This window comes from Thermanaerosceptrum fracticalcis (assembly GCF_000746025.2).
Classification (GTDB): Bacteria; Bacillota; Peptococcia; order DRI-13; family DRI-13; genus Thermanaerosceptrum; species Thermanaerosceptrum fracticalcis.
The window spans coordinates 2386750-2406965 of the sequence record NZ_CP045798.1 but is presented as its reverse complement, the minus strand read 5'-3'; the positions used below and the strand labels follow the sequence as shown (position 1 = coordinate 2406965).

The 20216-nt window shown below is 44.7% G+C and carries 19 protein-coding genes; all 19 read left to right on the top strand.

What is annotated here, in order from left to right; translation table 11 throughout:
* The first annotated feature begins 19 nt into the window (after positions 1–19).
* The 19 genes from BR63_RS12235 to fabZ all read left to right on the top strand — a co-directional run bounded on the left by BR63_RS12235 (position 20) and on the right by fabZ (position 20088).
* Positions 20–1255, top strand: a complete 1236-nt coding sequence (locus tag BR63_RS12235) for a glycosyltransferase family 4 protein (protein ID WP_034420628.1) — start codon at positions 20–22, stop codon at positions 1253–1255.
* 62 nt (positions 1256–1317) lie between these two features.
* Complete coding sequence (locus tag BR63_RS12230) at positions 1318–1911, top strand: sugar transferase (protein WP_034420629.1); 594 nt, start codon at positions 1318–1320, stop codon at positions 1909–1911.
* Positions 1908–2537, top strand: a complete 630-nt coding sequence (locus BR63_RS12225; protein ID WP_034420630.1) for an acetyltransferase — start codon at positions 1908–1910, stop codon at positions 2535–2537. The genes BR63_RS12230 and BR63_RS12225 overlap by 4 nt, the downstream gene beginning before the upstream one ends.
* Positions 2530–3678 (top strand): DegT/DnrJ/EryC1/StrS family aminotransferase, encoded by a 1149-nt coding sequence (locus tag BR63_RS12220; RefSeq protein ID WP_034420631.1) that lies wholly within the window; start codon positions 2530–2532, stop codon positions 3676–3678. The genes BR63_RS12225 and BR63_RS12220 overlap by 8 nt, the downstream gene beginning before the upstream one ends.
* A 42-nt stretch (positions 3679–3720) precedes the next feature.
* Entirely contained in the window at positions 3721–5547 is a 1827-nt protein-coding gene (locus BR63_RS12215) for a polysaccharide biosynthesis protein (RefSeq protein WP_051965476.1), read from the top strand.
* A 190-nt stretch (positions 5548–5737) separates the two neighbouring features.
* Positions 5738–6493, top strand: coding sequence for a DUF6904 family protein (locus BR63_RS12210; RefSeq protein WP_034420632.1), 756 nt, complete (start codon positions 5738–5740; stop codon positions 6491–6493).
* Between the two features lie 375 nt (positions 6494–6868).
* Positions 6869–7066 carry a hypothetical protein gene (locus tag BR63_RS12205; RefSeq protein ID WP_034420633.1) on the top strand — a complete coding sequence of 66 codons (198 nt, stop codon included), beginning with the start codon at positions 6869–6871 and terminating at the stop codon, positions 7064–7066.
* Entirely contained in the window at positions 7059–7391 is a 333-nt protein-coding gene (locus BR63_RS12200) for a type II toxin-antitoxin system PemK/MazF family toxin (protein ID WP_034420634.1), read from the top strand. The genes BR63_RS12205 and BR63_RS12200 overlap by 8 nt, the downstream gene beginning before the upstream one ends.
* Before the next feature lie 149 nt (positions 7392–7540).
* Positions 7541–7792 (top strand): hypothetical protein, encoded by a 252-nt coding sequence (locus BR63_RS12195; RefSeq protein WP_153802026.1) that lies wholly within the window; start codon positions 7541–7543, stop codon positions 7790–7792.
* A 653-nt stretch (positions 7793–8445) separates the two neighbouring features.
* The gene (locus BR63_RS12190) at positions 8446–8685 is read left to right on the top strand and encodes a hypothetical protein (RefSeq protein WP_034420636.1); all 240 of its coding nucleotides are present in this window, start codon (positions 8446–8448) and stop codon (positions 8683–8685) included.
* A complete protein-coding gene (locus BR63_RS12185) occupies positions 8686–9120 on the top strand; it encodes a protein-export chaperone SecB (protein ID WP_051965478.1) in 435 nt (144 codons plus the stop codon). It abuts the gene before it with no gap.
* A 247-nt stretch (positions 9121–9367) separates the two neighbouring features.
* A complete protein-coding gene (locus BR63_RS12180) occupies positions 9368–11197 on the top strand; it encodes an FAD-dependent oxidoreductase (protein WP_051965479.1) in 1830 nt (609 codons plus the stop codon).
* 236 nt (positions 11198–11433) lie between these two features.
* Positions 11434–13257, top strand: a complete 1824-nt coding sequence (locus BR63_RS12175) for an FAD-dependent oxidoreductase (protein ID WP_051965480.1) — start codon at positions 11434–11436, stop codon at positions 13255–13257.
* Positions 13258–13282: 25 nt separating this feature from the next.
* A complete protein-coding gene (locus BR63_RS12170; protein ID WP_051965481.1) occupies positions 13283–14191 on the top strand; it encodes a polysaccharide deacetylase family protein in 909 nt (302 codons plus the stop codon).
* Positions 14192–14455: 264 nt separating this feature from the next.
* Positions 14456–16378, top strand: a complete 1923-nt coding sequence (locus BR63_RS12165) for a DUF5693 family protein (RefSeq protein ID WP_034420637.1) — start codon at positions 14456–14458, stop codon at positions 16376–16378.
* Positions 16371–17465, top strand: a complete 1095-nt coding sequence (csaB, locus tag BR63_RS12160; protein WP_034420638.1) for a polysaccharide pyruvyl transferase CsaB — start codon at positions 16371–16373, stop codon at positions 17463–17465. Before BR63_RS12165 ends, csaB begins: the two co-directional genes overlap by 8 nt.
* Positions 17466–17525: 60 nt before the next feature.
* Entirely contained in the window at positions 17526–17945 is a 420-nt protein-coding gene (locus tag BR63_RS12155; protein ID WP_081908049.1) for a four helix bundle protein, read from the top strand.
* A complete protein-coding gene (murJ, locus tag BR63_RS12150; RefSeq protein ID WP_034420639.1) occupies positions 17938–19518 on the top strand; it encodes a murein biosynthesis integral membrane protein MurJ in 1581 nt (526 codons plus the stop codon). The genes BR63_RS12155 and murJ overlap by 8 nt, the downstream gene beginning before the upstream one ends.
* A 144-nt stretch (positions 19519–19662) precedes the next feature.
* Positions 19663–20088 carry a 3-hydroxyacyl-ACP dehydratase FabZ gene (gene fabZ, locus BR63_RS12145; protein ID WP_034420640.1) on the top strand — a complete coding sequence of 142 codons (426 nt, stop codon included), beginning with the start codon at positions 19663–19665 and terminating at the stop codon, positions 20086–20088.
* The last annotated feature ends 128 nt before the right edge of the window (positions 20089–20216 follow it).

Below are 20216 nucleotides of genomic sequence, written 5' to 3'. Positions count from 1 at the left end.
TATAGTAAAGGGGTTTAAAATGCAGAAAAAAATCTGGATTCTCAACCAGTATGCGGTTACACCAAGATCCGGGAGCGGTACACGGCATTACGACCTGGCCGAGGAACTGGTGAAAAGGGGCTATGAAGTTACCATCTTCGCTTCGAGCTTTGACCACAAGTTAAGAAGCGAGACATTGCCCTCGTGGGAGTGCCTAAGAAAAGAAAGTATTAACAGCGTTCATTTCTGTTGGTTGAAGACTTTCCCTTATAAAAAAAATGACCTCAAAAGGATCCTCAATATCCTAAGCTATACCATACATGTTTTTTGGACCTGTCTAAGAGAAAAAAAACCAGATATCATCATTGCTTCTTCCTTTCATCCCCTAACCTGTCTGGCGGGGTATTACATATCTTTACTCAAAAAGTGTAGGTTCTTTGCTGAGATTCGAGACCTTTGGCCTCAGACAGCCATTGATATGGGGACTATTAAGGAAAAAAGCTTTACTGCCCGTGCTTTGCGCGTTTTAGAAAAATTTATTTACAAAAAGGCAGAACGGATTATTGTGCTTTTGCCCGGAGCAGTTCATTACATGCAAAAGCAGGGGTACCCTCAGGACAAAGTAGTCTATATCCCCAACGGCGTTGATATAGCTCGTTATGATAGAAAATTAATAAAGGATAAATATAAAAGTCCGGCAGTCGACAAGATCCTCGGAGAGCAGGAGAAAAAGTTCAAAGCCCTGTACCTTGGAGCCCATGGGCAGGCTAATGCCCTGGTCACCATCGTGGAAGCGGCGGAATTATTACAGGAGCAAGGTTATACAGATATTCACCTTTTTTTTGTGGGGGACGGGCCTGAGAAGGAGAACCTTATGCGGTTAGCCCAGCAGAAGCAGCTGCATAACATATCTTTCCATGAACCTGTTTCCAAAGAAGAAGTCCCGCTGCTTTTAGAACGCGTAGATATCGCGTTGATCTCTATGTTGGACCTCCCTTTATACCAGTACGGGATTAGTTTGAACAAAATATTTGATTATTTGTGTGCAAAGAGACCGATTGTCTTTGCAGGTAATGTCTTAAATGATATAGTTGGTCAGGCCAAGGCGGGTATGACCATCCCACCCGAAAAGCCTCGTGAATTTGCTCGGGCTATTGCTGAGCTCTATCAAATGACTGAGGAAGAACGAAAAACCTTAGGTGAAAATGGTAGGAGATACGTTGAAGCCCAACATGATATCCGCCGTCTCGTAGATACTTTGGAAAGTATTTTCTGAATTACAATGTGGAAACTATGCTAAAATTGAGGTGTAATGACAATTTACCAGGGGGGGTGACCATGAAGCGATTGTTTGATTTGATAGTTGCACTTATTCTCTTAGTGATTTTGTCACCCTTAATAATACTTATTTCCCTGTTTGTTTATCTAAAAATGGGGCAACCAGTTATTCTCTCCCAACAGCGACCGGGACTCCATGGCCAGCCATTCAACTTTTATAAATTTCGTACCATGACTGATGAAAGGGATGAGCAGGGCAGTTTACTGCCCGATGAGCAAAGGATCACACCCTTTGGCAAAAAATTGCGGGAGTTAAGCCTTGATGAACTCCCCCAATTAGTCAACGTAATTAAAGGAGACATGAGCCTGGTAGGACCAAGACCCCTCCTGATGGAGTACCTACCCCTCTACAGCCCGGAGCAGGCACGACGTCATCTCGTTAAGCCCGGTATTACGGGCTGGGCCCAGATCAATGGCCGCAATGCTATCAGTTGGAAGCAAAAATTTGAATTAGATGTTTGGTATGTTGACAATCACTCTTTCTGGTTAGATTTGAAAATACTCTGGTGTACCCTGCTTAAAGTAGTCAAAAGGGAAGGTATCAGCCAGCAAGGCAGTGCCACTGTAGAAAAATTTAGAGGTGTTCAATTATGAGCGGCTTAATCATTGTAGGTGCCGGTGGTCACAGCAAAGTGGTATACGACGCTGCCCGGGAGATGGGCCTCTGGGACAGGTATTTGTTTGTAGATGGCGGCCTTGCCCAGGATAGTTTTCTAGGCTGGCCCCTTGTCAAAAGCCTAAACGATTCGAATGTGGTCCGTGAAGATTACAAGGACCTGGTTGTGGCTATAGGCAGCAATCAGGTTAGGCATAAACTCCTAATGCAGTACGCTGAACAGGGCTTTAATCTTCCTGTTATTAAGCACCCTACTGCATACATCAGTAGAGGGGCTGTAGTCCAGCCTGGAACGGTTGTGTTAGCTCAGGCAGCAGTTAACTATAGTGCCCAGATAGGGTTAGGATGTATCGTCAATACCAGCGCTTCCATAGACCATGATTGTCAATTGGGCTGTGGAGTCCATCTCTCCCCAGGTGTCCGTTTAGCTGGGGGAGTAAAGATAGGTAATTTTAGTTGGGTAGGTATTGGTAGTTCTGTAATTCAGCACGTGGCTATCGGAGAGAATGTTATTATTGGGGCCCAAACAGCCGTTATTCGAGATATTGAAGACAATGTAACGGTTGTTGGTGTACCAGGAAGGATAATAAAAAGACATGGGTAACGAGAGAATTTATTTATCCCCACCCCACATCAATGACTTGGAAAAAGAATACGTAGCCGAAGCTTTTGCTACAAATTGGGTGGCTCCTTTAGGACCCCATGTGGATGCATTTGAGAAGGAATTGGCAGCTTATGTGGGCTCCCGTGGTGCAGTGGCCCTAAGTTCAGGTACGGCAGCTATCCATCTTGCTTTGCGTCTTTTGGGTGTTGACAGTGGAGACACAGTTTTTTGTTCCTCTCTTACCTTTGCGGCCAGTTGTAACCCCATACTCTACCAGGGAGCCCAACCTGTATTCATAGATTCCGAACCGGAGTCCTGGAACATGTCTCCTGAGGCATTAAAGCGGGCATTCCAGGCTTGTGAGCAGTCAGGCCAACTACCAAAAGCCGTAATCATTGTCAACCTCTACGGGCAAAGTGCTGATATGGAGCCTTTGTTAGAGATATGCAATGCCTATGGTGTCCCTGTGATTGAAGATGCCGCTGAGTCACTGGGGGCTACATACCGGGGCAGGTCCAGTGGCACTTTTGGCGCTTTCGGCGTGTATTCCTTTAATGGTAATAAGATAATTACCACCTCTGGTGGCGGTGCCCTGGTATCAGATAATTTGGAAGCCCTGGAGAAAGCCCGTTTTTGGGCAACACAGGCTCGAGATCCGGCCAGGCATTACCAGCACAGCGAACTGGGCTATAATTACCGGTTGAGCAATGTTTTGGCTGGTATCGGCCGGGGTCAGTTGAAAGTTTTAGATGAACGAATTAAAGCTCGCCGTGTTGTATTTCAACGTTACTACGATGCTTTGTCCCATATAGAGGGGTTGGATTTTATGCCGGAAGCTCCCTTTGGCCGTTCAACGCGCTGGCTGACAGCTGTTACCGTTAATCCTGAAAAATGCGGTGTCACGGCTCTGCAGATAATGGAGGCATTGGACCGGGAGAATATTGAATCCAGGCCGGTTTGGAAGCCCATGCACCTCCAGCCTCTTTACATGAACTGTGCCTATTATTCCCATTGGCCTGAGGAGAGCGTTTCTGATAAACTTTTTGCTAACGGATTGTGCCTTCCTTCCGGCTCCAGCCTGACTGAAGAAGAACAGGCCATAGTGATAGAGTGTATAAAAAAGGCAATAGCAGAGGCATAAAGAGTGTTTCTCTCTTTTGGGGGGAGTTGAGAGGTTTTGCTAATGAACAGGTATTCGCTGGCTGTCCTTGATTTTATAATCGGTGTTTTTGCTTTTTACTCAGCCTTTTATATTCGTTTCGACGGACAAATCCCGGAAGTTTTTCTAAGTGTTTTTAATAAATTCTGGCTCTTATATGCCTTAATAAAAATTACAACATTTTATTTTCTTGGTGTATACAAAAGAATATGGCGCTATGCCGGCATCAGAGACCTGCTGGTTGTCGTCAACTCTGTTTCTGTTTCTATTCTGGTTTTAATTACCCTGGGCTATTACTTGAGGGAAACTGTGCCCAGGAGTGTCTATATTCTGACATGGATGCTGGATATGATTATGGCCGGGGGTATAAGAGTTGTTCCGAAAATATACTATGAAAGAAGCTTGAAGCTAGTTCCCAGGGATGCCAAGCATCTGCTGGTAATTGGGGCCGGCGACGCCGGGGTTCTTGTGGTAAAGGAATTGCAGAGACAGGCTTTAGCCTCCTTAATCCCGATAGGATTTATTGACGACGATACAGCCAAGCAAAACATTAAGATCATGGGAATACCTGTTTTAGGGACAAGGGCAGAACTTGAACAGGTGATCAAAGAAAATGACATTCAGCAGGTTTTGATTGCCATGCCTTCAGCGCCGGGAAAAGTTATCAGAGAAATTGTGGAAAAGTGCAGGGCGCTCAGGGTACCCGTCAGGACACTGCCCAGAATGTATGACATTATTAACGGGCAAATCTCCGTGGATTTAATAAGGGAAGTGAAGCTGGAGGACCTTTTGGGCAGGGAACCTGTTAAACTGGATATGGAACGTATCGCAGAGACAATCAGGCATAAGAGGGTATTGGTTACCGGGGCGGGAGGATCTATAGGTTCAGAACTGTGCAGGCAAATATGCAGGTATGATCCCAAAGAAATAGCGTTGCTTGGTCACGATGAAAATCCAATATTTGAAATTGAGTTAGAATTGAGGAGCAAGTATCCAAATTTAAAGATTTATTCAATTATTGCCGACGTAAAGGATAAAAATAGGATTATACAAATTTTTAGTGAGAAAAGACCGGAAATAGTGTTTCATGCAGCTGCACATAAACATGTTCCGCTAATGGAATATAGTCCTGGAGAGGCTTTTAAGAATAACATTATTGGTACAAAAAATGTAGCCGAAGCTTCCGACAGATTATCGGTAGAGACTTTTGTGTTAATATCCACAGATAAAGCTGTTAATCCAACAAGTGTAATGGGAGCGACCAAGCGCATTGCCGAGATTATTATTCAATATATGGCAGAAATGAGCAAAACAAAATTTGTTGCTGTTCGGTTTGGCAATGTTCTTGGCAGCAGAGGAAGTGTTATTCCCATTTTTCAAGAACAAATAAGGCAAGGCGGACCTATCACGGTTACTCACCCTGAAATGCGGCGCTATTTTATGACTATACCGGAGGCTGTGCAGCTTGTACTGCAGGCCGCGAGCATGGCTCAGGGTGGAGAAATATTTGTTCTTGATATGGGTGAACCGGTAAAAATAGTTGATATGGCCAAAGAATTAATCCGCCTCTCTGGTCTTGAACCGGAAAAAGATATTGCCATACAGTTTACAGGCATTCGACCAGGGGAGAAGCTATATGAGGAACTATTAACAAGTGAAGAAGATACCACTGCGACAAAACACAAACGCATCTTTATCGCTAAAAAACAGAATGTTAATAAATACGAACTGGACAGACTATTCACTGATTTATCCCGGCAGCAATATCCTAACGACAGGGAAATTATTTTTCAGTGGCTTGCCCGCTTAGAAAAGGAAAATGATAAAGAATATAAAGTGAGTGTTTCTTAGAGAGCATTCCTTTGTCAGGAATGCTTTTTCTATGTCTTGCGACAGCGGGGACGGTTCTCCCCTGTCGCATTATTCATGCTTAGCATCATGTAGTACTCCCCTCTTCCATTTGTCATGCCCGGAATTATATAGTATAATTTTGGTCAAGTAACATGAGGCATTCATTGGAGGGAGGCAAGGGAGACAGGAAATGATATTTATAAAAAATACGCCCAATAATACAGGCGTGGCTATTTACGGCGACTATCAGGACTTTGAAAATCTTTATGAGGCATTGCATACCGTTGTGGGAAACGAGGATGAGTTTATTTCCTATGATGCGGCCCGCATAAGGATATTAGGCCTTTGCTACGATATTCGCCATGCTTTGATGGGAGACCGGGAGATTGAGTTTGTCGACAACGGCATGGATGATGAAAAGAAGCGTCGCATGTCAGTACTGGCTCCGGACAAGAATGTATATTTGAAAATATATGCGTTATGGCCGGAGATGCTTTTTATCACTATGGCCCTTAACGAGTTTTTGAAGCTTTACGCAAGAAAACAGACAAAAGCCAGCTACAGCAGTGATTTGCTTGCCCATAACAAGGTCATCTGGGACAGTGCCGTAGCACAGGTGCGTTTGCTGCAGTCAGCTGTGGCGGCATGCCTCAGAGAGACAGTGTCGGAGAGCGTATTTGCCAGGATGATGAATGTCATGAACGGAAGATACGTTTCCTTTGATGGATATATTGACCAATATCTTGACCTGCTTAATGACAGGTTTATAAAGATGGGCAGGGAAAAGCGTCTGAAAAATCTGTCAGCCATGGCCAGAAGGATTGCGGAACGGGACCAGGAGTACTGGGATTTAGTTTCTTATCTAAAGGAAGAGGCAAAGGAACAAAATTGTACAGTGGATGATTTGAGATTGGACCTGGATTTCCCGGATCATATTGAGTGGTAGGAGTGCGACAGTGGGGGACGGTTCCCGCTGTCGCATTCATTTGTCATGCCTGGCATTATGTGGTATAATTTTGGTCAAGTAACATAAGGCATCCATTGGAGGGAGGCAAGAAAGACCGCAGGGGACAGTCCCCGTGGTCTTAGTTAATAGGGGGCATGAGTCCCCCTATTTGCTATTTATCAAAGGTATATAGTATAATTTTGCCAGGATGAATTTGGCTAAAGAGGTTTTTTTATAAAAATAGATGAAAGAATGCCCCGGACGATCACCGCTTATCTTTTCGAAAAATTGTCTCCTTGATTTGATAGCTCGGGAGATAGACTTCAGGGGTTGGGTGAAAAAATTCCATGATATAATAGTATTGAGGTGAGGTTAATGAATACAGGTAAAAATATTTTAAGTAGATTAATTGATGAAATTCCAGAAAGTCAAATACCAGAAGTTATTGATTTTATCCTGTTTTTGAAAAACAAGAAGGATAATCAAGTATTCAAAGATTTAATATGTGCAAGTGAGAGTAGCATAGATTTTTGGAATAATGATATTGATGATAAGATGTGGAATAATGTATAAGCAAGGCGATATATTATTAATTTCAATACCTTTTAGTGATTTGACTTCCAATAAAAAACGCCCTGTTCTTGTTTTATCCAATGATAATTATAATAGCAAAACAGGGGATGTAGTGGTTGCGGCTATTACTTCGAACCTGACAACAAAGGATTATATTGTAATGTTGTCCAGCAGTGACCTTGACGAAGGGGCCTTAAAGGTGGATTCTTGCATAAGAGTGGATAAGATTTATACCTTATCCCAAAATATTGTAATTAGCAAGTTTGGCACAGTGAAAAAATATGTTATAGATGCTGTAAAGAAAAGGCTCTACGAGTTAATATAAAATGGCCTTGAATGATTTAGCAGGATCGCAGCATTATCCTCCGGTTTTATTGGGGAAACAGGGAGGTCTGCCAATGATAAACACGTCTTTTAGGGGAGGCAGGGGCCTCCCTGTTTGTGTTCGTCCGGTATGCTTACTGAGCCGATGGGTTGAAAGAAACCCTGTGTGACAGCGGGGAAGGTACGCTCATGGGGGTTACACTGGTCTTTGAATTAAAAGGTGTGAACTGGCCCTATGTGTTTATCTATAACAACTGGAACAGGCTGATCAGCAAGATGAATTCCAGGTGGGGAGACCCCCATGCCGGAGCCACGTTAAGAGCGGCCTGGGGCTATGGCGAGCAGGCTCTGGAGTATAAGCCTAAAATAGGCAGCACACCGCTGCCTATTTTGCTGCATTGATAATAAATATCTTGTCTGGATAGCAGGTTTTCCGTAATATTTATAGAATAATAAAATTGAATTAAGTATATTAACAGATGAGGAAAAGGATATAATAATGATAGTATCATTTACCGGATATCATGGGACAAGTAAGACTAAATGTGAAAATATCTTAAAGTGCAATTATTTTACTAGGTCTGATGGGGAGGACGAGTGGTTAGGGTACGGTATATATTTTTTTGACCGTAGTGAATGGTATGCGATATGGTGGGCTAGAGAATACAAGCACTACAATCCATACTCTGTAATACAGGCAGATATAAACGTAGATAAGGACAATATATTAGACTTGACTGTTCCCAGCAACTTAACTGAATTAGATGATATTGCATCAATTCTAATACATAATAAAAAGATTCGTACAAAACGATTTGCTGATAAAAGTATTAATGATAATATAGTTATTAACTACATATATAACAATATAAGAAAATTTGATTTAGTCATAGGTATCTTTGACTTCTATAAGTATACAAGAAAAAGGTTCGATAACAGTTTTTATGTATCCAGACTAAAAGCGCACCAAATCCAATTATGTGTACGTAATAACAGCTGTATTAGTAATGTAAAAGAGGTTTGCTGTTAGGTAAGATTAATGAAAGGTGATAAATATGAATTTAAAAGAAATTAAGGAACAGGTAATTCAACATCTTGCATCGATTTCCGATGAAGAGTTTGAAAATGAACTTATTAATGCAGGTATTGAAAACAGTCCAGCATTAAAACAATATGAAGAAGGTGACATTTTTATAAATTACCAAGTTGGTGACCCGAAAACTACCTGGGGTTATGTGTATTATAAAGAAACCAAAGAAAATATAACCCAGTTAATGTACAAGGGGGTTGCCTGATTGGACAAGGTATCTTTTACAAAAGAACATGCAAGCAAACTGGTATTTTCAGACTATTCGGTAGAAGATATAACATTTAAATTAAACCCAAATTTTAGATTTGACAAACCGATTAAAATAGATTTTTCTATAGGTACAGAAATAATTGCGAATGAGGAATCAAAGGATGCAAAAGTTACACTACATTGTAGTGTATTTGAGAATGCAGAAGAGAAAAATTATCCTTTCACACTTAATGTTATAATCTCGGGTAGATTTATTTTCAAAGGATATTTGGAAAACGAAGACTTCAAGAGATTCTGCGAAATGAATGCAACGGCTATACTTTTTCCATATCTGCGAGCTGCCATAACTAATATTACTTCGGTAGCAAATGTTCAACCATTAGTTTTACCTTTAGTCAATATTTATAATTTACAGAAGTCCACAAATTAATAAATTTAAGAGGTCGGAAGTCTAAGTATAGCTGTTAACAAATTCAATTTGATATTCAAAATCAGCATGATTTTTTAGGAACCGTGTAGCAGTATCTATGCGGTTTTTCTTTTGTGCTTTAGGCGACAGTGGGGGACGGTTCCCGCTGTCGCATTCATTTGTCATGCCTGGCATTATGTGGTATCCTTTAGAGAGAGGCCGTGAGGCGCCGCTCTAAAAAAATGGAAGAACGAAGGCGGAGGGCAATGTGAGAAAAATTCTGCTGCTTATTTTTTTCGCTGTTTTAATCCCGGCTCTGCTGTTGGCGGGAGAGAGCGGAGGGGAAGACCCTCCCTTCTTGGCATATGATTTGATTGTCATGGGCGGCGAGCCGGAGGGCATCGCAGCTGCCGTCTCCGCTGCCCGCAATGGTTTAAAGACGCTGCTTTTGGAGGATGATGAAGCCCTGGGGGGCCTGATGACTTTAGGCAAACTAAACTTTCTCGATATGAACTACGGCCCTAAAAAAGAGCTTTTGACCCAGGGCATCTTTCAGGAGTTTTATAAAAAACTGGGCAATGCCTTTGATGTGGAGGAAGCTAAAAAGTATTTTTTGAATTTGGTTCAGAATGAACAGAATATTACCTTAAAGCTTAACACATCTTTCTTAGAACCTATATTGGAAGACAATAAAATTGTTGGTGTAAAAGTTAAGGAAAAGGGCGAAATAAAAGGATACCGCGCCCCAAGAATCATAGATGCCACCGTCGATGCCGATGTGGCTGCTCTGGCTGGGGTTCCTTATACAGTGGGTGCTGAGGACTATGGGCAAAAAGGCAAGCTCATGGGGGTAACCCTGGTCTTTGAATTAAAAGGTGTGAACTGGCCCTATGTGTTTATCTATAACAACTGGAACAGGCTGATCAGCAAGATAAATTCCAGGTGGGGAGACCCCCATGCCGGGGCCACGTTAAGAGCGGCCTGGGGGTATGGCGAGCAGGCTCTGGAGTATAAGCCTCAGGATCCCATGATGCGCCTGCGGGGACCGAACCTGGCCCGCCAAAGAAATGGGCATGTCCTGGTTAATGCCCTTTTAATCTTCGGTGTAGACGGCTTAGACCCCCAGTCAAAGGCTCTTGGTATAGAACGGGGGAAAAGGGAATTACCACATATCATAAAGTTTATGCAGGAAAATTTCCCCGGCTTTGCTAAGGCGGAGCTGGTGGGGGTGGCAGAGCAGCTTTATGTAAGAGAAACCCGGCATATCGTAGGTGAGTACCGTTTAACCATCACCGATGTCCTGGAAAACCGTGACCACTGGGACAGGATAGCCCACGGCAGCTATCCTGTGGATGTGCAGCCGACCGGCCCCAAGGATTTGGGAGATATCGTGGGTAAGCCGGCCATCTACAGTATTCCTTTTCGCTGTCTTGTGCCCCAGAAGATAGACAATCTTCTTGTGGTTGGCCGCAGTGCCTCTTTTGATTCTTTAGCCCACGGCAGCGCCCGGGTGATTCCCGTAGGGATGGCCGCCGGGGAAGCAGCAGGAGTAGCTGCTGCCTATTCAATCCAGAACAACCTTACCTTTCGGGATATGACCAAATCCAAGGATGCGATTTCCTGGGTCCAGGAAAGATTAAAGAAACAGGGAGCCTACCTGGTAGAGTATACTCCTCCCAGGCCCAAGGTGATGGACCACTGGGCTTATCCCGGAGTGCGGGTGATGCGGGAACTGGGCCTGGCTTCCGGTGGCTACGGCAATAACTATGGGCTGGAGAAGGAAGTACAGTACTGGGATGTGGACCGTCTTTTGAACAGCGTCATCAGAAGGGCGAGCCAACTGAATCCTAAGGTGCCCTTTATGAAAATTCCCGTGCCTGAACAAGTAACGAAAGGTGAAGTATTGCTTTTAGTTGGGGAAGCAATTCATGGTAACAAATTAACTATGCCTGAAACAACAGAGATGCTGGTAGAAAAAGGAATACTTAATGGAGAGCTTAAAGAAAGATTCAAGGATGCTAACGGCAAACCGAACTTTGGTGAAATATATATGATTATGGCTCAGTTGTATGAGTATTTGGTGACCGGAGTCCGGTGACCGGTGATACTATTTTTAATTTATCTTTTTTTCAAGGGATTCAATTAGTCTATTTAACATGGCCGATATACTGTCAGCATGTTTCTCTAATTTTAGGATTCTAATTGTTGTTGACTCTTCAGACAGTGATATATAAACTTTTATTTAGTGATAATGATTGTATCTGGTCACTGGTTACCGGTCACTGGTCACCGGTATTAGCCGGTCACTGATAACTGTACGAAAGGAGTAATTCTGTGAAATTGCGATTCCGCGAGCTTGCCTTGAGTATCATCCTGCTCATTTGTTTTGTTGCAGGAGTTTTTTATTTATGGGAGCAAAAGGATATAGCGCCGGGGCCTGTCATTAATAACAGGCCAGGTTATGATGTTATCGTGGTGGGGGGAGAGCCGGAAGGTATCGCTGCCGCTGTTTCTGCTGCCAGGAATGGTTTGAAGACACTGCTCATCGAAGATGATTATGCCCTGGGAGGTCTTTTTACCCTGGGCCAGTTGAATTTTTTGGATATGAATCACGGACCTAAGCATGAACTTCTTACCAGGGGGATCTTTGAGGAATTCTACAAGGCTATGGGGAATGCCTTTGATGTAGAGGAAGCTAAAGAATATTTTTTCAACCTGGTACATAAAGAAAAAAACATTACCCTAAAGCTCAATACCGCCTTTGTGGAACCCATCATGGAAGGCAACAAAATCATGGGGGTTAGGGTTAAGGAAAAGGGTGAAGTCAAGGAGTATCTGGGCCTGCGGGTGATCGACGCCACCGTGGACGCCGATGTGGCGGCAGCGGCGGGCGTGCCTTACACCATTGGTGCTGAGGACTATGGCGAAAAGGGTACCCTCATGGGGGTTACCCTGGTTTTCCGTGTTGCTGGCGTCAACTGGGACCGGGTAGTGAAGTATCTGAAGTATGAAGACAACGATCCCCATTCCGGCGCCGACCAGGTGGCCGCCTGGGGTTATGGGAAAGAGGCCCGGGAGTATAAGCCCCGGGATAAGATGAGATTTCGCGGCCCCAATATCGCCCGGCAGAAAGACGGGACTGTGCTTATCAATGCCCTCTTGATCTTCGGAGTGGACGGCCTTGATTCTAAATCCAAGGCAGAAGGTATCGAGCGGGGTAAGAGAGAGATACCTTACATTATTGAATTCATGCGCCAGAAGTTTCCCGGTTTCGAAAATGCCCGGTTTGTCGGGACTGCTGAACAGCTTTATGTCAGGGAAACCCGCCATATTATCGGGGAATACAGGCTGACCATCACCGATGTCCTGGAAAACCGGGACCACTGGGATAGGATAGGCCACGGCAGCTATCCCGTAGATGTACAGCCTACCAGCCCAAGCAACTTTGGTAATGTGATCGGGGTACCTGACATTTACAGTATTCCTTTCCGTTCTCTGGTGCCTTTAAAAGTGGATGATCTCCTGGTGGTAGGCCGCAGCGCCTCTTATGATTCTTTACCCCACGGCAGCGCCCGGGTGATACCTGTGGGTATGGTGGCAGGGGAGGCGGCAGGCGTGGCCAGTGCCTATTCCATCCAGAATAACGTTATCTTCCGGGATATGACGAAATCCAAGGAGGCTATTACCTGGGTCCAGGAAAGGTTAAAGAAACAGGGCGCTTACCTGGTAGAATATACTCCTCCCAGGCCCAAGGTAATGGACCACTGGGCTTACCCGGGGGTAAGAGTGATGCGGGAGTTGGGGCTGATCGAGGGCGGCTATACCAATGATTATGGTCTGGAGCGCAAAGCGACCAAATGGAGCATGGAAAACAAGCTGAACAAAGTCCTCCGCCTGGCCCATGAGCGCAATTCCAGGGTTCCTTTGCGAAAAGTGGAGATACCCCCGGTAGTTACGGGAGAAAATATGGTCATGTTTGTAGCTGAAGGACTGTCAGGAGAAAAATTATCATTTTCAGAGTCTTTGGCTTTATTAAAGGGTAAGGGCATTCTCACCAGGGAGATTGAGTCCCGTGTGACAGACTGGAAAGAGATTCCGGATTTTGCCCAGATGCTCAGTTTACTGGCTAATCTTTATGAACATTTATTAAAACAGTAGTTTCCGGTTGCGAGAGGTTGAGAGAGTGTTACCAGAAAGAAGGTTTGCCATCGGTTTAACCCTTGTAGTTTTCCTTGTTTTGGCCTATCTTAACAACAGCAAGGTTATCCTGGCCAAGGCCAATGTCCCTGCCAGGAGCTTTGCTGTTCCTGTCCTCATGTACCATCATTTCGCACCTCCTGGCCTCAATATAGCTTATAACAATGTGATCCTGGCTCCTGCCCGTTTTGAACGGCAGATGAAATACCTGAAAGAGAACCGTTACAATGTCATTTTCCTGCGGGAACTTTGTGAAGCTATGGAAAAAGGCAAGCCTCTTCCGCCCAAAACCGTTGTTATTACCATGGATGATGGTTATGAGAGCAATTATGTTTACGCCTTTCCCATACTCAAGAAATATAACATCAAGGCTACGATCAATTTAATCGTTAGTTTTGTCAAAGAAGAAAATCCGACCGGGTTTAACCCGGAGAAAACCACCTTTTTAAGCTGGAAGCAGGTAAAAGAGATGCAGGCCAGTGGTCTGGTGGATTTCCAGTCTCATACCTTTAACCATCATCACTACCTTTATGTGGACGCAAATAAAAAATATACTGCCCCCATGCTGGTCTCGAAGGTTTTCAGTGAGGAAGATCACAGGCTGGAAACGGATAAAGAGTATGAGGAACGGGTTTTCTGTGATTTAAAGAAAGCTAAAGCGATTCTTGAAGAAAAGCTGGGAAAAGAGGTCTTCGCTTTGGCCTATCCTTATGGAGCCTATAATCATAAGGTGCAGGAATTGGCCAAGAAGGCAGGGTATAAGATGCACCTCACCATTAAAAACGGCCTTAACAGGTACGGTGATTCACTACTGGAGATTAGACGCGTGAATGTAGCGCCCGGTGATGATATGGAAGCTTTTAGTTATAAACTGCAGCACGGCAGAGAAAAATAGGCAGCATCCCGCTGCCTATTTTGCTGCGCGAATAAAGGTGAGATTAGCAGCAAAATTTTAATTGTTAAGTAATTGGTAATAATACAGGATGGGAAAAGATTGTGACTTGTACCAACAATATGTGGTTGATAAAATGAAGTGTAGGCCTAAGTCGGTGACCCGTGACCGGTGACCAGTTTAATATACCGGACACTGGAGATTGGGCTCTGGTCACTTATATAGGTCCGGACACTGGACTCTGGTCACTAAATTGGGGGAGATAGAATGAGCATAAATAAGAAATTATTAAATAGATTAGCAGTTGCATTAATCATAATCAGTTTACTTGCTTCCTTATACGTAGATTTTTATCGTGTAGAGGCGGAGGAAAGGAACAAAACGGTAGAAATTCTCGTCAATTATGATGAACTCCTGGCATTGTCGATGGCCCATCAAGTACCTCTGGAAACCCTGGCTGCGCAGTTTAAAGAGGCGGGAGCTACAGGGGTGCTCATGAAAGAGCGAACAGTTAAAGACCTGGACCGCATGGGCCGGGCTGTACTTTTTACCGGAGGACAGCTGGCCTTCCAGCAGGAGATTAATAAAGACCTGTTTCCTGGCTTTAAGCCTGTAAAGGAACACTCATATCTCTTTATCAAAGACAAAGCTGCTTATGAAAGTGTTTATAAGCAGCTGGGTGTGAAAATCACAATGGTTACCACGGCAAAGGATGATGAGGGCTATCTCCTGAGCCTGCCTTTATCGCCAAAAGAACTGGAAAACCTGGGCGTAGGGTTTATTAAAGAAGATATTTTGGCTTTGGAAAAAGGGGGATTAAAGGTCGCACCTCAGATCCGGGACTGGGTAAAGCCCACAAATCAGTCCATAGATGTGGTTGTCGACTCCTTGAAGGAAATACCGGGCCTTGCTTTAGTGGCCTTTAATGACAGGACCATACCCGGGAGAGGGGATAAGGAATTTGCGCGCTATTTGGCCCGAAAGCTTGGTGAACTCAATGTACCTGTAGGGATATTTGAGTTTTTCCCCCAGCAAGGGTTAGAGCAGCTGGCTGCTTTGATGAATAAGAAGGCAGTCAGAATCCATGCCATTAGTGAAAATGAGATGGGTAAATATACGGAAGACCAGGCAGTAGACAGGTTTAACCTGGCTGTGACGGAGAGAAATATTCGTGTGCTCTTTGTCCGTTTCTTCGGTCTTGAGCAGCCCGGTACAGCTTTAAATAATGCCGTTAATTATGTGGAAAGAGTTAAGAATAACCTGGTGAATGAAGGTTTTCAAGTGGGGCAGGCTTCCCAGCTGGCCGGTGTACCCTATTCCGGAGTCATCATTCTTGCAGCAGGCCTCGGCGTAATAGGGGGATTGATTCTTGGAGCTAATTATCTCTTCGGTACAACCTGGGGGTCCTTACTGGGCATTCTCGCTCTTTTCGGCTGGGCAGGAATATTATTCTTGGCACCTAATCTGGCCCGGAAAGCCATGGCCCTGGCGGCAGTTGTTCTTTTCCCTGTCCTGGGGACTATTTCAGTTATTCGTGAAGAAAGAAGGAGTTTATCCCAGGCTGTACCGGCCCTCTTGAAAATGTCTGCCATTAGTTTAATCGGCGCGGTAATCATGACGGGTCTCTTGTCGGATAAGTCCTTTATGTTAAAACTTGACCAGTTCGTGGGGGTAAAGTTAGCCCACATTGCACCACTTTTAATCATTCCGGTCTATTTCCTTTTCCGGGACACCGATCCAGTCAAGAAAGCCAAGGAACTGCTGGATTTTCCCATCTTGTTAAAGCATGCTTTGGCCGGTGTTTTATTACTGGCAGGCCTGGTTGTCTATATCATCAGGACAGGCAATGACGGTACGGCTCTGGTGAGTTCCTGGGAAGCTATGCTCCGCGATATGCTTGACCGGGTTCTTTGGGTAAGACCCCGGACCAAGGAGTTCCTGCTGGGACATCCTGCCATGCTGGCTCTGCTTTATTATGGGTACGACTTGAGAAAGATTATGCTTTTAATCTTGGGCATTATCGGGCAGGTCTCCCTGGTCAATACCTATGCCCATATCCATACACCCCTGATGATCTCACTAATCCGCAGTTTCCATGGTCTGTGGCTTGGTATTGTCATCGGAATAATCATTATTGTCCTGGTAAATTACTCCCTGAAATGGTATGGGAGGAGGATGACCTGTGAGTAGAGTAGTGCTGTCCGGCTATTACGGGTTCAATAACGCCGGGGACGAAGCCATTCTCTATGCTATCATTCGTACCTTAAGAAAAATTGAACCGGAGATTGAGATTACCGTACTGTCCAATGACCCTGTGAAAACTGCCAAACAGTACAATGTGAATGCTTGCAAACGCTGGAAAATCGGGGAAGTAACCAAAACTTTGTTAACTTGCGATTTGCTTATCAGCGGAGGGGGTTCCCTCCTGCAGGATGTGACCAGCAAGTTTAGTCCCCTTTACTACTTGGGAGTCATATTTATCGCGAAACTGCTGGAAAAACCGGTCATGGTATATGCCCAGGGGATAGGGCCCTTGAAGACGAGAATGAATAGATTTTTGACTTCTTTTATTCTGAACAGGGTCAATGCCATTACAGTCCGGGACCAAAGGTCCAAAGATGATCTGGTGGCCATGGGCGTGGAACGAGACATCACTGTTACAGCTGACCCTGTTTTAGGCCTGTCACCGGAGACAGTTTCCGTTGAATTGGGCAGAGAAATACTTGAACGTAACGGTCTACGCAAAGAGGAAGGACAAAAACTGCTGGGTGTTTATATCCGTTCCTGGAAGGATAATGCTTATCTCGTGGAACTGGTCAAAGCCTGTGATCAGCTGGCGGGAGAAGGCTGGAAGATTGTTTTCGTTCCCATGCAGTTCCCCGGCGATATTACCATCTCCCGGCAGGCGGCCAAACAGATGAAGCACCAGGCCGTGGTTCTTAAGGAGATGTACAATCCCGAAGAGATTCTTAGTATAACAAAAAATATGGATTTAGTTTTAGGCATGCGCCTCCATGCTTTGATCAAAGGAGCAGTAGTAGGGGTGCCGGTAGTGGGGTTATCCTATGACCCCAAAGTAGACCGCTTCCTGGAGAGTATCGGGCAGCAGGCACTAATCTCAGTAAATAATTTACTTTCTGAAACTCTCATAGAAATGGTGAACTGGGCTTATTCCCGGCGTGAGGAAATAAACAAAGACCTGCAGGCCAAACTTGCTCCTATGTATCAAAAGGCCTGGCAGAATGCCAGGATTGCGCTGGGGTTGCTTCAGAAGTGATCGACTTTCCGATATCCGACATCCGATTTCCGATTTTTGAGTTGAGAGGGGTTTACCCAGATGTCAAAGAGATTTAAAAAGTTTAGGGTCTGGAAAGAAGCCCATGAATTGGTTAAGGAAATATATGAGATTACAAACGGCTTCCCCGCAGAAGAAAAATTTGGGTTAGTATCTCAATTAAGAAGGGCAGCAGTCTCTATACCAGCTAATTTAGCTGAAGGTTGTGAAAGGCAGTATTCAAAAGAATTTATTCAGTTCATTTATATAGCAAGGGGTTCATTAAGCGAAGTAAGATACTTTATCTTTCTCAGTCATGAACTAGGTTATCTTAATGAAGCTGATTATACAAAATTAGATGATAAGTGTGATGTAGTAATGGCCATGCTGAAAGGACTTTCCGATCGTCTTGAAAAAGAAGTCGGTAGTCGGAAGTCGGAAAGCGGAAGGCGAGACATCGCAGGAGATGACATCAATGAGTAAAGGTATCGCCAAAGCGGCAGTAATAATCATGATTATGAACCTGATGAGCCGGGTGCTGGGGTTTGTCCGGGAGACGGTTATCGCCAAAGAGTTCGGGGCCACAGTTTTAACGGATGCCTATCTGGTGGCCTATACTTTGCCCTATTTTCTCCAGGCGGTCTTAGGTATGGCCCTGGTCACGTCTATTGTACCGGTGGTCACCAAGTACCTGGTGAAAGGGGAAGAAAAAGAGGCCTGGAAGATTGCCAGCATCACCTTGAACTGGACAGCCCTGATCATGGCGGTTTTCACTTTACTGGGTATTGTGGGAGCCCGCGGCCTGGTTTATCTTACCGCGCCTGGTTTTGATTCTTCCACCACGGATCTGGCCGTTACCCTTACGATCATCATGTTTCCTTCGATTATTTTTATGGGAATAGGCATGCTGATGACAGGCGTGCTCAATGCCCGGAAATCCTTTGCCGTAGCTGCCTTTGCTCCCGGATTTTCCAGCCTGATCATTATCCTTTCCGTCATCTTCTTGGGTAAATACGGTATTGAACTCCTGGCCTGGGGTACTCTTCTGAGTATGGCAGGGGCCATGCTCATCCAGTTGCCCGTCCTGCGTAAAGTGGGCTTTCGCTACAGCTGGTCCTGGAATCTGCGGCATCCTGAAGTAAAGGGGATTTTTATTAACCTGGTGCCTATTTTCCTCGGTGTGGCCGTTAACCAGCTTTATCTGGCTATTAACAGGTTTTTTGCCTCAAGCCTTGCTGAAGGAAGCATTTCTGCTTTGAACTATGCCAGCAAATTAATGAATCTTCCTTTGGGCATCTTTGTTTTTGCCATCTCTTCAGCGATCTTTCCCACCCTGTCCGAGCAGGCCATTAAAGAAGACAGGCATGCACTGGCTCTGACCCTGGTGAGGGGCTTAAAAATGGTACTGCTGATTACTCTGCCGGCAGCTGCGGGATTAATGGCCTTAAAGACTCCTGTTGTGAAGCTCCTTTTTGAGCGGGGAGCCTTTGATGCCACGGCCACAAAAATGACGTCCGATGCGTTATTCTATTTTTGTCTGGGCATGTTTGCCATGGCGGCCAATATGGTCATCACCAGGGCCTATTATGCCTTGCGGGATGTAAATACACCCCTTTACATGGGACTTTTCTCCATTGCGGTGAATATTATAGCCAGTGTGATTTTGGTGAACAGCATGGGACACAGCGGTTTGGCTCTGGCCAATACTTTAGCCGCCGTCTTTAACACTGTCGCCATGTACTTTTTCTTAAGAAAACATCTGCCTGATCTGTTTGTGAAAGACCTGTTGTCCACTGTGGCCAAATCCCTGATTTCTTCTCTTCTGACCGCTTTGGCGGCCTGGAAACTTTATGTTTATTTACAGGCTGCTGTTGGTACCGGCGGTGGGACCAAAGTATTGTTAGGGGAAGTTTTTTTGAGCATTCTTTTAGGAATGACTGTGTACGGAGTAACCATCTTGCTCTTGAGAGAAAAGGAAGTGCTGTATATCTTAACCAGTCTCTTAAACAAATTGGGTATCCGGCTAAGGCTGTTAGAAAATGCAAAAAGGATTTGATTTTTTTTTGTCGAAAAAAATCTGTAATGACGTTTCGATTTTGGTGACCAGTGACCAGTGTCCAGTAATCGGTACCAGTACCAGGCACCCGGTCAATGCTGCGAACTGCCAACTGCGAACTGCTAACTTCCAGGAGGTCGTGATATGTTAGATTCCATACAGATTCAAAATATACTGCCCCATCGTTATCCTTTTCTACTGGTAGATAAAATAGTGGAAATAGTTCCTGAAAAGAGAATCGTGGGACTTAAAAATGTGACTGTTAACGAACAATTTTTTCAGGGACATTTTCCGGGGAAACCTGTGATGCCCGGTGTGCTCATTGTGGAAGCCCTGGCCCAGGCAGGGGCTGTTCTTGTCTTAAGTAAACCCGAAAATCAGGGCAAGATAGCTTTTTTTGCGGGTATTGACAACTGCCGGTTTAAGCGACAGGTGGTGCCGGGGGACCAGTTGCGCCTGGAAATAGACGTGATTAAGTTGAAAGGCATCGTAGGCAAGTGCCAGGCTAAGGCCTACGTTGGAGAGGAACTGGCCTGCGAGGCGGAATTGATGTTTGTGCTTGAGAAGTGACCGCCTCCGGTGGCGATATCCGTTATCCGACTTCCGACTCCCGGTTTATTTAGTTCGGACTGTCTGAATTCGGTTATCGGATGTCGGACCTGACAACTTGTTAAAGCAGAATAGACATTTTCTGGTAC